The organism is Roseococcus sp. (assembly GCF_965227005.1).
Classification (GTDB): Bacteria; Pseudomonadota; Alphaproteobacteria; order Acetobacterales; family Acetobacteraceae; genus Roseococcus.
This window is the reverse complement of record NZ_CBDDFJ010000044.1, coordinates 1-12,401: the sequence shown is the minus strand read 5'-3', so window position 1 is coordinate 12,401 and position 12,401 is coordinate 1. Positions and strand designations below refer to the sequence as shown.

11 protein-coding genes are annotated in these 12,401 nt (G+C 70.2%); 6 read left to right on the top strand and 5 right to left on the bottom strand.

Annotation, left to right across the window (positions count from 1 at the left end; translation table 11 throughout):
• Entirely contained in the window at window positions 1–1,227 is a 1,227-nt protein-coding gene (acdA, locus tag ACO057_RS23720; RefSeq protein WP_421996185.1) for a 3-sulfinopropanoyl-CoA desulfinase, read from the top strand.
• 43 nt (window positions 1,228–1,270) lie between these two features.
• Here acdA and mscL read toward each other — a convergent pair whose 3' ends face one another.
• Window positions 1,271–1,735: a large conductance mechanosensitive channel protein MscL gene (mscL, locus tag ACO057_RS23715; RefSeq protein WP_421996183.1), complete on the bottom strand. Its 465-nt coding sequence runs from the start codon at window positions 1,733–1,735 to the stop codon at window positions 1,271–1,273.
• A gap of 101 nt (window positions 1,736–1,836) precedes the next feature.
• On the opposite strand from mscL, the gene ACO057_RS23710 reads away from it, so the two are divergent.
• A complete protein-coding gene (locus tag ACO057_RS23710; RefSeq protein WP_421996181.1) occupies window positions 1,837–2,223 on the top strand; it encodes a VOC family protein in 387 nt (128 codons plus the stop codon).
• A gap of 4 nt (window positions 2,224–2,227) precedes the next feature.
• Here the strand turns inward: ACO057_RS23710 and ACO057_RS23705 are convergent, their stop codons facing one another.
• Window positions 2,228–2,701, bottom strand: a complete 474-nt coding sequence (locus ACO057_RS23705; RefSeq protein WP_421996179.1) for a MarR family winged helix-turn-helix transcriptional regulator — start codon at window positions 2,699–2,701, stop codon at window positions 2,228–2,230.
• Window positions 2,702–2,911: 210 nt separating this feature from the next.
• Between ACO057_RS23705 and ACO057_RS23700 the strand changes: the two genes are divergently transcribed.
• Window positions 2,912–3,607 (top strand): hypothetical protein, encoded by a 696-nt coding sequence (locus tag ACO057_RS23700; RefSeq protein WP_421996177.1) that lies wholly within the window; start codon window positions 2,912–2,914, stop codon window positions 3,605–3,607.
• Window positions 3,608–3,667: 60 nt separating this feature from the next.
• Here ACO057_RS23700 and ACO057_RS23695 read toward each other — a convergent pair whose 3' ends face one another.
• Window positions 3,668–4,366, bottom strand: coding sequence for a response regulator transcription factor (locus ACO057_RS23695; RefSeq protein ID WP_421996175.1), 699 nt, complete (start codon window positions 4,364–4,366; stop codon window positions 3,668–3,670).
• A complete protein-coding gene (locus tag ACO057_RS23690) occupies window positions 4,366–6,525 on the bottom strand; it encodes an ATP-binding protein (RefSeq protein ID WP_421996173.1) in 2,160 nt (719 codons plus the stop codon). Before ACO057_RS23690 ends, ACO057_RS23695 begins: the two co-directional genes overlap by 1 nt.
• A 636-nt stretch (window positions 6,526–7,161) precedes the next feature.
• Between ACO057_RS23690 and ACO057_RS23685 the strand changes: the two genes are divergently transcribed.
• The 3 genes from ACO057_RS23685 (at window position 7,162) to ACO057_RS23675 (ending at window position 11,954) form a co-directional block, all read left to right on the top strand.
• The gene (locus ACO057_RS23685) at window positions 7,162–7,752 is read left to right on the top strand and encodes a helix-turn-helix domain-containing protein (protein WP_421996171.1); all 591 of its coding nucleotides are present in this window, start codon (window positions 7,162–7,164) and stop codon (window positions 7,750–7,752) included.
• Window positions 7,753–7,905: 153 nt separating this feature from the next.
• Complete coding sequence (locus ACO057_RS23680; RefSeq protein WP_421996169.1) at window positions 7,906–8,955, top strand: TRAP transporter substrate-binding protein; 1,050 nt, start codon at window positions 7,906–7,908, stop codon at window positions 8,953–8,955.
• Window positions 8,952–11,954, top strand: coding sequence for an ATP-binding protein (locus ACO057_RS23675; RefSeq protein ID WP_421996167.1), 3,003 nt, complete (start codon window positions 8,952–8,954; stop codon window positions 11,952–11,954). The genes ACO057_RS23680 and ACO057_RS23675 overlap by 4 nt, the downstream gene beginning before the upstream one ends.
• A gap of 15 nt (window positions 11,955–11,969) precedes the next feature.
• Here ACO057_RS23675 and ACO057_RS23670 read toward each other — a convergent pair.
• On the bottom strand, window positions 11,970–12,401 hold a 432-nt coding region (locus ACO057_RS23670), incomplete at its 5' end, for a DUF3237 domain-containing protein (RefSeq protein WP_421996165.1).

Sequence of the window (12,401 nt, the reverse complement as noted above, 5' to 3'; positions counted from 1 at the left end):
ATGTTCACGCTCACCGAGGCCCAGGCGCGTCTGCGCGATTCCGCCCGCGAGCTCGCCCAGGAGGCCGCCGCCCAGGCCGCCGAGACCGATCGCAGCCTGCAATATCCCTGGCCCATGGTCCGCCGCATGACCGAGGCGAAGTTCATGGGCCTCACCATTCCGCGCGAATGGGGCGGCCAGGGCGGCTCCTATCTCGATGCCGTGCTCGTCGTGGAGGAAATGGCCAAGGCCTGCGCCGTCTGCGGGCGCATCGCCGTCGAGGCCAATATGGGCGCGGTCGGCGCCGTGATGGCCTATGGCACGACCGAGCAGAAGCGCATCGCGGCCGAGCTGGTGCTGGCCGGCGACAAGCCCGCCATCTGCATCACCGAGCCCGAGGCCGGCTCCGCCGCCGGCGAGATGACGACCACCGCCGTCCGCAAGGGCGACAAGTGGATCATTAACGGCGTGAAGCACTGGATCACGGGCGGTGGCGTGTCGCGCCTGCACCTGATCTTCGCCCGCGCCTTCGAGGACGGCGTGGACCAGGGGATCGGCGGCTTCCTCGTCGTGCGCAACGGCGAGAACGACCCGGCGCAGCTCATCGTGAAGCGGCGCATCCCCTCGATGGGCCTTTGCGGCATGCCCGAGGCGGAGCTGCATTTCGTCGAGCTCGAAGTGGCCGACACGATGGTTCTCCGCGCGCCGGGCGGTTTCAAGCGCGGCTTCGGCAAGCTGATGGACGCCTATAACGGCCAGCGCGTCGGCGCGGCCACGGCCGCACTCGGCATCGCGGCGGGCGCCTATGACCATGCGCTCGCCTTCGTGCAGCAGCGCCGGCAGTTCGGCCGGCCCATCGCGGAATTCCAGGGCCTCGGCTGGATGCTGGCGGACATGTCGATCAAGCTGGAGGCGAGCCGCGCGCTCATCTGGCAGGCCGCCGCCTCGGCCGGGCCCAACGGCTTCCCCGACCGGCTGATGGCCGCCCGCGCCAAGGTGCTTGCCGCCGACAGCGCCGTCGAAGTCACCAATGCGGCGCTGCAGCTCTGGGGCGCGGCCGGCTATTCGCGCGAGAATCCGATGGAGCGCGCGGTGCGCGACGCGCGGATGTTCCCCATCGCGGGCGGCACCGCGCAGATCCTGCGCAACCAGGTGGCAGAGCAGATTCTCGGGCGCAAGCTGCCGCAGACGCGCGATGGCATGCTGCGGCTCGCTATGGACGAGGCCGCGAAGATCGCGGCCGAGTAATTCGGGCGAGGCCGCTTCGGTCGAAGCGGCCTCCCTGTTCCGATCAGGCGGTCGGCGCGGCGCTCTTCTGGTTCTGCGCGCGCAGCTCGTCGCGGATCTCGGTGAGCAGCACTTCCTGCGCCGGCGGGCCGGCCTTCTTGCCGGCTTCCAGGCCGATGCGCGTCAGCACCTTGATCAGCCAGAACACCGCGAAGCCCACGATCACGAATTTGATGATCGCGTTGATGAAGCGGCCGACGGCCAGCACGGCCGCGCCGCCCTCGCGCGTCGCTTCCAGGGTCGGGCGGCGCTCGCCGACGATGACGACGAAGAGGTTCGAGAAATCGATCCCGCCCAGCAGCAGGCCGAGCAGCGGGTTGAGCAGATCCTCCACCATGGAGCTGACGACCGCCGTGAAGGCGGCGCCGATCACCAGGCCCACGGCGAGGTCGATGACGTTGCCCCGCATGATGAAGGCCTTGAAGTCCCTCAGCCATTGCGGTTGGGAGATGTTGATGGGCGCTTGCATGGACGGGCTCCGATGAGTTTGGACCCATTCCAGCGGATAGGCCGTGACCGGCGCAAGCATTGGATTTGCCTCACGGGCAAGGGGCCGGCATGAATCGGCGCATGACCCGCCCGCCGATCGACCAGCAGATCACCTTCCTATACGCCGAGGAGCCCGAGGCCTCCTGGAAATTCTACGAGGAGGTGATGGAACTCCCCTTGGTGCAGGACCAGGGCATGGTCCGCATCTACGGCGTGGATGGCGCGCGCGCCCTTCTGGGCGTCTGCCGCGCCCGCGGCCCTCGCCTCTCGGGCGATCCGCGCATCGCCGGCGGCGTCATCTTCACCTTCGTGACGCGCGAGGTGGAGGCCTGGCACGCCTTCCTGACCGGGAAGGGACTGGCGCTCGCCGCGCCCGCATTTTCGGCGGCCCACGGCATCACGCACTTCTTCCTCGAGGATCCGGCCGGCTACCGTTTGGAGGTCCAGCGCTTCGAGCGCCCGGACTGAGCCCTCAGCCGTCCGAGAGCCGCTGCAACAGGGCCAGCAGGCAGGCGCGCTCGGGCGGCGTCAGTGCGGACATCAGCGCGGCATTGGCGCGCTGGCCGGCCGCCTGGGCCTCGCGCAGCAGATCCTGGCCCTCGGGCGTGATGGTCAGCACCCGCATGCGCCGGTCCATCGGATCGGCGGCGGTGCAGATCAGGCCGCGGTCGATGAGCCGGCGCACCACGCCCTGCACGGTCGCGGAATCCATGGCCGCCAGGCGCCCGAGGTGATTCTGGGTCGCCCGCCCGATTTCCGACAGGCGAACGAGCGTCGCGAACTGGGGCCCCGTCAGGCCGAGGCCGCTCGCGCAATCCTGGAACATGGACTGGTAGCGCTGATGCGCGCGCCGCAGCAGGTGTCCGGCCGAGGCATCAAGCCGATAGGCAGCCCAATCGTCCATGGGCTGGTCCAAGGGCACGGCCTCGTCGAAGATTTCGCTCATGAATCCCGGATTTCCATGAGCTTAGTCGAGCACGGCGGCGCGGCAAGTCAAGAGTATAAGAGCGGCCGCGAGGGCCGCAAGCGGGCATGGGTGACCTCCCGGCCCGTCTGCCGCTATGCTGCGCGAGCCGAAAACCCCGGCAACTCATAGGGATCCCCGTTGGCGGCGGCTTCCAGGAACATCACCGATGCCAGAATTGCTTTCCCTCCGATGAGCAGCATCACGGCTGCTCAGGCCGCAGCCTTGCTGGCGGAGGCATGGACGTCGGGCACGCCCGCCGCCTCCTTCCCGCCCCCGGGCGATGTCGCGGCGGGCGAGGCCATCGCCGCCGAGCTGATGAAGGCCCTGGCCTGGCCGGTCAGCGGGGTGCGCCTCGCGCCCGGCCCGGACGGGCTGACGCTGCTGGCCGCCCCCCTGCCCGAACCCTGCCTGCTGCGCGCCGGCGCGCCGGTCACGATGGCCGCGCTGCGGCACGCCCGCATCTCGGCCGGCATCCTGGGCGTGCTGGCGGAACCGCTGGAGAACGGCCTGCCCGTCTTCTCCGCTTTCCATCCCGTGATCGACATCGCGGCCAACCGCCATGCCGCGCTGCCGACCGATGCCGCGCAGCAGGTCGCCGATCTCGGCGGGCTGGGCGTGGTGGTGATGGGCAAGCGCTGGATCGGCGCCCTGCCGGAAGAGAGCGAGGCCCGGCTGGGCCTCACCGGCGACCATCCCCGCGCACTGCGCGCCCCGCTCGCCGCGCTGATGCGCCAGGCGGGCGCGGCGGCCTCGCGCATGGGCGGCCTGCCGGCCGGAGCCGTGCTGGTCGTGGCGGGGCTGGCGACGGGTTCGCCGCCGGTCGCCGGCACGAAATGGGCGGCGGCGATCCCGCCCGTGGGCCGGATCTCCATCACCCTCGGCTGAGGGCCGGCCCGCGAGCGCAATCCGTTCTGGCGTCACCGCCAGAACGGTGAAGCGCCCGCTTCAGGGAAAGCCCACGAAGACGTACCCGAAGGTCCGCACTGCCTGGATCGACACGAAGTCCCCGCTCTCCGGCTCGATCTTGCGCCGGAGGTTCTTCACGATCGTGTCGACGGCGCGGTCGCCCACCCGGAAGGGCCTGCCGAAGACCTGGCGGCAGAGCTCCGCCCGGCTGACGGGATTGCCCTTGGCGACATGCAGCATCTGCAGCGTCTCGAACTCGGCATTCGTCAGGGGGCAGAGCGCCCCGCCCGGCTGGCGCAAAACCCGCTTTTCCGTGTCGAGCTGCCAGCCCGCCCGTGCGGGCTCGGGCGGCGGCACGTCGTTCTCGCGGCGCCGGCGGCGCAGGACGGACCGGACGCGCGCCAGCATCTCGCGCGGCGTGATGGTCTTCTCCATCTCGTCATCGGCGCCGATCTCGAGATTGACGATGCGGTCCATCGTCTCGGAGGAGCCGGTGACGATGATGCAGGGCACGTCCGAGACCGCCCGCAGCCCGCGCAGCACATCGGTGCCCGAGACGTGGCCCAGGCGCTGGTCCAGCAGCACGAGGTCGGGCGCGAAGCTCAGCACCGCCGCCTGCAGCTGCGGCTCGTCCTGGGCCGCCTGCACCTGGCAGCCGTGCAGGCTCAGGTAATCGCCCAGCAGCTGCGCGAAATCAGGATCGTCATCGACGAGGAGAATCCGGGGCGGGTTGGGCATCATCCGATATGTCCGATCTCGACGCGGCCGCGGGAAGGCAGCGCCGCGCCGGTATGAAGTCCTGATTCCGGGACCGCCGTCTGCGGCGCATAGGCGAGCCGCAGACGGATGGCCACCTCGGCGCCGCCGGTGGGACGGTTGCCGAGCGCGATCTCGCCGCCAAAGCCGAGAATGGTGCCATAGGCGATGGAAAGGCCGAGGCCGGTGCCCTGGCCTGACGGCTTGGTGGTGAAGAAGGGCTCGAAGGCGTGCTGCACGATGGCCTCGGGCAGGCCCGGCCCGTTGTCGCGGACATGGATCGTCAGCCAGTCCGCATCGTCCGACCGCTCGACCGAGATGGACACGCGGCGCTGGCTCTCGGCCAGCTGCGCCATCGCGTCGCGCGCATTGACGAGGAGGTTCACCAGCACCTGCTCCAGGGGGACGAGACGCCCCTGCACGGGCGGAAGGTCGTCCATCTCGGCGATTTCCACCGACACCCCGTCCTTGCGCAGTCCCGCGCCGACCACGTCCATCGCGCCCTGGACGACGTCCTCGAGCCGGACCTCGTCGAGCGGGCCGTCATCGGTGCGGGAGAAGGTGCGCAGATGATTGGCGATATCGCGCATGCGCTCCACCTGGCGCACGATGCTCTCCATGTAGCGCTGGACCTTGGGCACGTCCGCGGGAAGCTTGAGATGGGTGAGGCCGATCTCGGCCGCCAGCGAGATCGCCGCGAGCGGCTGGCTCATCTCATGGGCGATGCTCGCCGCCATCTGGCCGAGCACGGTGAGGCGGGCGCCGGCCTCGGTCTTGGCGCGCATCCGCCGCTCCTCCTCGATATCCGTCACGACGCCGACCACCTCGACCTCGCCGGGCGAGAGCTGGGCGGCGATGCGGCATCTTTCGCGGATCCACAGCCCGCTGCCGTCGGGCATGCGCAGGCGATATTCACGGACGTGCTCGCCGCACTCGGTCACGCGGCGGAAGAAGGCACGGCGCGCGGCGGGGCCGCCGGGCATGACCGGCAGGTCGGTCCCGCCGGTGATGCGGATCATGTCGGGCGTGACCTCGTGGTCAAAGACCCAGCCGTCGCCGTCGACGATGCCGTGATAGGTGGCGCTGGGCTGCGGCACGAAGGTGGAGAGCAGGCGATTGTGCTCGGCCTCGTCGCGCTCGAGGCTCTCCTGGACGCGGTCGCGCTCGGCCACGCCGCGCCGGCGATCGAGGAAGACGGCGGCGGCCATGAAGGCGGCCATCATCGCCGCGATGCCGACGGCCAGCATCCACATCACCATGCGGCGCCGCTTCGCCACCTGGGCGAGCAGCGGCGTGGGATCGATGCCGACCCCCACGATCATCGGCGCACCGGGGATGCGGCGCCAGGCGACATGCAGGGGGCGGCTGTCGATCGGGCTGGAGGTGCGGCGCAGACCCTCCATCTCCGCCATCGCCTCGACCGATCCCCGCGGCACGACGGCGCCGACATGCAGCCGTGGATTCTCCGAGCGGGCGAGGATGGCGCCGTCGCTGCGCAGCAGCGTCGCGACGCCCGCCAGCCCGGCCTGCGCCTCGCGCAGCCGCGCCGAGATCTGCTCGGCGTCGTAGACGATGGCCGCGTAGCCGACGACGTCGCCGGCGGTGTTCAGCAGCGCGCTGCGGAGGCAGATGACGGGCTGCTGCAAGGGCGCAGCGCGCCGCGGACGGCCGATCTGCACGTCATCGGCGCCGCCGAGATGATCCCAGCAGGCCGTCACCGTTCCGCGCGCCTGGGACCCCGCCACAGCCCCCGCGGACCAGACGGGCGTGCTGGCCGCGTCGAAGACCACAAGGTCCACCAGTTCGGGCCGACCTTGTATCGTCGCGCGCAGATAGGCGTCGAAAGCCGCGGAGGGCGCGGTCAGACGCCCGGAGAGGGAGACGAGCTGGGATTGGACGAGCGCCTGGAAGGACAGCACCGCCTCGACCACGCGCTCGGCATGGATGGCCGCGCCGGTGCGCGCCATCTGCGCCAGGGCATCGACCCGCGCATAGGCCACTCGTTCGCTGGAGGAGAGGGCCCGCCAGGCGACGCCGACCGCGACGCCGGCGGTCAGCAGGAAGAGTCCCAGCATGGCAAGATAGATGACGCCGCCTTCGGCCAGCCGGTGGGGCCGCGGCGCTTGCGCCACGCCGCTCATGGCAGCGCGCCCCTCAGGCGCCACCGGCGCGCCGCGCCTTCGCCCCCCCCTGCCCCTAGGACGAAGAAACACGCAGATCACCTTCCGTTCCAAGGATTGCCGCTGCAATTCCTTCCCTCGCCCGTCCTCGCGATGCGGGTGGGCAGGACAGGCACCTAATATGCGAAAGAGTGCCGCCCAACCACCCGCATAGGTTGCATTCCATGACATGAGAAGATCTTTGTCGAGTTTTAGCCTTCGCTAGAGGTTAACTTTGCATGCATTGAAGTCAACAAGCATCGGACGTTTGCAGCGCACAACGTCGCCAAAAGAGACCGATTTGTCCCATCGAGAAGAAAATTTTTGCGGCGGCGTCGATCAGGGTCCGCGATTGTCGCCCGCGTCGTAAGTTATTCTCGCAAGGCCTTACAATACAACAAAACACCCGCCGTCGCTGGCTGCGTTTGCCCATCCACAAATCCCGACATTTCACGATTTGCACAACCTTTGCGGGCAATTCATTCCTTAACATACGAAGAACGGTGGTCTTTCCGCGGCGCGGCCGCTCCTACCGCCGAGCGCAACTGCGCGACCCGCGGACCGGGCCAGGAGCCCGGTCCAGCGGCCGGGTCGCTGAGACATGAGGAGTAGCCGGCGATGATCACCAAGAAACTTCGAGAGCCCCCCGTGAGCGCCGATTCCGCCGACCTCGCTCTGGGCGTCCGCCTGCGTCAGATTCGCGAGGCGCGCCGCATCTCGCGCCGGATCGTGGCCGCCGGCCTGGGCGTCTCGCCCCAGCAGGTCGAGAAATACGAGACCGGTCTCACCCGCCTGTCGATCGGCCGCCTTCTGCGCTTCGCCGCGGTGCTCGACATCTCGCCCGCGTCGCTGCTGATGAACCTGCAGGCCGGCGCGGGAACCGACAGCCCCGGCCCCGACGACCCGATCTTCGCCGATGCCTGCGCCGCCTTCGGTCACCTGGCCCGGATCCGCGAGCCCCGCCTGCGTGGCGCGATGCTCAACATCCTGTCGGTCCTGGCCGCCCAGGCGAAGTTTCCGGCAGACTTCGCGGCCGAGCATCTTCATGCAGAGGAAATCAAATTTCCGCATCACGACCGGAGGGACTTGAATCCCGTCGCGCAAAGCCGGAAGTTCGCCCCTGCGGGGGCGGGGTCGCCGACAAAACTCTACAACCTGTCCGGGCATCGCCGCTACCGTGAACCCGAGCCCGAAGATACAATCTCTTAGTGAGTTCACGAGCCATCGCTCAACCATAACGAGACAGGCATGCAGATTCCGGGTGTCGCGGCAGCCTTCCTGACCGCTTCCCGCAAGGGGCAAGGCCCGTCCCGCTCCATGGGATGGAAGGGCCTTGCCTCGGCATGCCTCCTGGTTGGCGGAATGGTCCTGGCCGCCGCGCAGGCGGCCTCGGCGCAGGCCCCGTCACCGCGCGCGCCGGCCCGCGCCGCAACTTCCGAGCCGATCCGCATCAAGGTCATCGGCGGCCTCGCGGGGGTCAGCCAGTATCTGCGCTACGAGGCGCCCTTCTGGCAGCAGCAGCTGGGGCAGATCACCCAGGGACGCCTCGTCGCCGATATCGAACCCTCCGACCGCAGTGGCATCCGCCCTGCCGAGATGCTGCACCTCATGCGCCTGGGCGTGGTGCCCTTCGGCACGCTGCTCCTGGCCACCAGCGCGGCGGACGAACCCGAGCTCGCCGGCGCCGATCTTCCCGTGCTGAACCCCGACATGGCGCGGCTGCGCGAGAACACCCGCAGCTATCGCCCCCGGATCGTGCGCAATCTCGCCGAGAACTATGACATCGAGGTCCTGGCCATCTACGCCTATCCGGCGCAGGTGCTGTTCTGCACGCGCCCCTTCACCAGCCTGTCGGATCTCGGCGGCCGGCGCATCCGGACCTCCTCCGTCGGACAGGCCGATGTCGTCACGTCCCTCGGCGCCATCTCGGTGGTCATCCCCTTCAACGAGACGGTGAACGCCCTGCGGAACGGCCAGGTGGAATGCGCCATCACCGGCTCGCTCTCGGGCAATGCCATCGGCCTGGCCGAGGTCACGGGCTACGTCCACCGCATGGCCCTCACCTGGGGGCTCAGCGTCTTCGGCGCCCATCGCCCGAGCTGGAACTCCCTGCCGGCCGACCTGCGCGAGGCGCTGCGCAAGGGCATCGGCGAGCTGGAGGCGCAGATCTGGGATACCGCCGAGCAGGAGACCCAGGAAGGCTTCGCCTGCAATGCCGGCCTGCCCGACTGCCGCAACGGCCGCCCGGGCCGGATGCAGATCGTCCCCGTGACGGAGGAGGATGAGCGCCGCCGCCGCGTCCTGCTGCGCGACGTCGTCCTGCCGAACTGGCTCGAGCGCTGCGGACCCGGCTGTGCCGATGCCTGGGACGAAGCCCTCGCCCCCACCACCGGCATCCCAGCCCGCCCATGACACGAGAGCCGCTCAGCGCGCGGCCGCCAGGCGCCGAGGGAACGGCCACGGATCCGATCGCCGACGGATCGGGCGCGGACCGCTTTGCCAAGGCGGCGGCCTCGCAGCCGGCCGGTTCGGCGCGGCGGATCCGCCTGTCCATCGTCCTCGGCGTCAGCCTGCTGCTGGTGGCCCAGATTCTGGCCGTCTCCCAACTCGTCATCAAAGCTCATGACACCGCGATGACGGCCGCGACCGCCATGGCCGAGCGCGCCGGCCGGTCGGTCGAAGCGTCGGTCAATCGCAGCTTCGTGCAGATAGACGCGACGCTGGTCGGCCTGCCGCTGCTCCTCGCGCCGATGGCCCGCGCCGAGAGCCGGAACATGGCCGGGGTGAACAACGCGCTCCGCCAGATCAACAGCCAGAATTTCGGCTATCGCGACCTCGTCCTGGTCGCCAACGGGCAGACGATCGCGGCCGCCCTTCCCGCCTCGCGCCGGCGGCCTCTGCCCGTGCCCATCGGGCCCGAATACGAGGAGGCCGGGCTTTATGCGGGAGGCCTGGCCGTCGGCGGCCCCGCCATGAATCCGGCGACCGGCGAATTCGCCCTCTTCATGGCCCGCGCCATCCAATTGCCCGGCTTCGGCGAAGTCCATGCCGTGGCGGAGGTCCCGATCTCCACGATCGCCTCGCTGCTGAACCCCGGAGGCGAGCTGCCGGGACTGCGCGTCTGGGTCGAGCGGACCGACGGCACCCTGCTCGCCTCCTTCCCGCAGGACGATGCGCGGCTCGGCAGACGGATCCCCCATCCCAGCGAGGCCGGCCCCGCCACCGAGCGGGCATCCCGCCTGGACGGGCGCCAGGTCATCGCCGCCACGCGGCCGACCATCTATCCGCATCTCCGCATCGTCACGGAGCTGGACATCGAGCCCGTGCTGGCCGACTGGCGGGACGATCGCGATCGCGCGGCGCTCTTCTCCCTCGCGCTGGCGCTGGTGCTCATCGCCCTCATGGTCTCGCTTCTGGTCTGGGTCACGCAGCGCAGCAAGGTCGAGGCCGAGCGCCTGCGCTGGCGCGTGCGGCTGGAGAGCGCGCTGAACAGCATGACCGACGGCTTCGTCATGTTCGACGCCGATGACCGGCTGCTCGTCTGCAACCAGAGCTACCGGCAGATGTACGACCTGTCCGCCACCTTCATCAAAGAGGGCGCGCATTTCGACGACATCGTCCGCGAGGGCGCGCGCCGCGGCCAGTATCCCCAGCTCAAGGGCGACATCGAGAGCTTCATCCGCGAGCTGCGGCAGCAGCGGCGCTCCGGCGGGCTGATCGTCGAGCGGCTGCTGCCCGGCGGGCGCTGGATCCTCATCACCGAGCGCTGCATGCCCGACGGCGGCACCGTGGGCATCCGCACCGACATCACGGCGCTGAAGGCGGCGATGACCCAGCTCGCCGCCGCCCGCGACGAGGCGGAGAAGGCGACCATCGCGCGCGGCATGTTCCTCGCGCGCATGTCGCACGAGCTTCGCACGCCGCTGAACGCGGTGCTGGGCTACGCGCAGATCGTGCTGCAGGACGCGCGCATCCAGGACGAATCCCGCGACCGGCTTCGCCTCATGCACGATGCGGCGGCGCATCTGCGCGACGTGGTGAACACCCTGCTCGACCTCTCCAAGGCCGAGGCCGGCAAGCTCGATCTGCGCCCGGTGGCAACGCCGCTGCGGCCTCTGGCGGAGGCCTGCATCGCCCTCGTGATGCCCGAAGTGGAGCGCAAGCACATCGCCATCGCGCTCGACACCGAGCCCAGCCTGCCCACCACCGTCTCGGTCGATGCGATGCGGCTGCGGCAGGTGCTGCTCAACCTGCTGTCCAATGCCGTGAAGTTCAGCCCGCAGGCCGGCCGCGTCGTCCTGCGGCTGCGCGCCACGCCGGTCGCGGACGTCGTGCGCTTCGAGGTGGAGGATTCAGGCCCCGGCATTCCCGCCGAGCAGCGCGAGCGCCTGTTCCATGACTTCAGCCAGCTTCAGGCCGGAGCCGATAGCGGTGGCGGCACGGGCCTTGGCCTCGCCATCTCGGCGCAGCTCGTGGCGGCCATGGGAGGCCGGATCGGCGTGGTCGAGGGCGGTGGAGCGGGGACAAGCCGGGGCGCCATCTTCTGGGCCGAGGTTCCCTTGCCCGGCGTCGCCGAGCCGCCCGCGCCCAGCCTCGCGCCGCCGATGCCCCGGCCGGCGACGGATCCGCACGCATCCGAGGACGAGCGTGCCCGTTCGCTCCGCCTGCTCGTCGTGGACGACATCGCGGTGAACCGGACCCTGGCGCGCGTCATGCTGGAGCAGGCCGGCCACCAGGTGACGCTGGCCTCCGACGGCAGCGAGGCGCTGGCGACGGTCCAGGAGCAGATCTTCGACGCCGTGCTGATGGATGTGCAGATGCCCGTCATGGACGGGCTGGAGGCCGCGCGGCGCATCCGCCAACTGCCCGGCGAGGCGCGGCGCGTGCCGATCATCGCGCTCACCGCCTCGGCCATGACCGATCAGGTGGAGGCCTGCCGCGCGGCCGGCATGGATGCGCATCTCGCCAAGCCGATCAACCGCACGGAAATGCTGGCCGCCGTCGCCGACATCGCCCGTCGCCGGCACGAGGAGGCAGGTCCTCCCCCATTGCAGACAACCAAGCTCGACAAGCTCCGCAGCGAGCTGGGCGCGGGCGCCGCGCCCCTCATCGCCGATCTGGTCCAGGAAATCCGCGCCGGGCTGCAAAGCATTCCCGCAGCGCTTCAGGACCCCGCCGGGCTGGAGGCCACCGCCCATCGCCTGCACGGCCCGCTGGGTGCGCTGGGCGCCGTTACGCTCGCCGGGGCGACCGTCGCGCTGGCGGAGGCCGCGCGCGAAGGCCGGAGCCTCGACGCCCCGCTCGCGGCCTGGCGCGACGCCGCCGCCGCGCTGGAGCCCCATCTCGACGCGCTGGTCCCACGCAACGGCTCGCCCGAAGGCCGTCCTCAGCCGGCGATGCATTCCGGCTGAGGCGGCGCTTCCGGCTCAGGCGATCGCGTAGACGTCGTAGCGCGGTCCCGTGGGCGGGCGCTGGCCCACGCCCACCGCGATGACGCGGTTCATCCAGGCGAGATCGGCCGCGCCGGTGGTGAAGCGGATCGCCACGCGGAAATAATATTCCGACGGCGCCACGGCCTCACCCGCATTGAGGCGCGCCAGCACCTCCGCCGGCCCCGTGCGCACGCCCGTGTACTGCGCATAGACCAGGCTGCCCGAGGCCGCCCGGATGGTCAGCCGCACATCCATATGCGCGGTGCCGTCGGCCTCGACGCGGAGCCAGTCGGCCGCCGTGCCGCCCAGCACCTCGCCCTGGAGCCTGGGGCCGGTGACCTTGCCGCCGGTGACGTTGATGATGCGCAGGTCGAAGCCGTCGGGCCCCTTGCCCACCATCTGCGGCGTGCCCACCGCGAGCTCCAT

Bases quoted from the DNA above. Each gene is read 5' to 3' on its own strand.
- acdA (WP_421996185.1), top strand. From the start codon at position 1: ATGTTCACGCTCACCGAGGCCCAGGCGCGTCTGCGCGATTCCGCCCGC.
- mscL (WP_421996183.1), bottom strand. From the start codon at position 1,735: ATGCAAGCGCCCATCAACATCTCCCAACCGCAATGGCTGAGGGACTTC.
- ACO057_RS23710 (WP_421996181.1), top strand. From the start codon at position 1,837: ATGACCCGCCCGCCGATCGACCAGCAGATCACCTTCCTATACGCCGAG.
- ACO057_RS23705 (WP_421996179.1), bottom strand. From the start codon at position 2,701: ATGAGCGAAATCTTCGACGAGGCCGTGCCCTTGGACCAGCCCATGGAC.
- ACO057_RS23700 (WP_421996177.1), top strand. From the start codon at position 2,912: ATGAGCAGCATCACGGCTGCTCAGGCCGCAGCCTTGCTGGCGGAGGCA.
- ACO057_RS23695 (WP_421996175.1), bottom strand. From the start codon at position 4,366: ATGCCCAACCCGCCCCGGATTCTCCTCGTCGATGACGATCCTGATTTC.
- ACO057_RS23690 (WP_421996173.1), bottom strand. From the start codon at position 6,525: ATGAGCGGCGTGGCGCAAGCGCCGCGGCCCCACCGGCTGGCCGAAGGC.
- ACO057_RS23685 (WP_421996171.1), top strand. From the start codon at position 7,162: ATGATCACCAAGAAACTTCGAGAGCCCCCCGTGAGCGCCGATTCCGCC.
- ACO057_RS23680 (WP_421996169.1), top strand. From the start codon at position 7,906: ATGGTCCTGGCCGCCGCGCAGGCGGCCTCGGCGCAGGCCCCGTCACCG.
- ACO057_RS23675 (WP_421996167.1), top strand. From the start codon at position 8,952: ATGACACGAGAGCCGCTCAGCGCGCGGCCGCCAGGCGCCGAGGGAACG.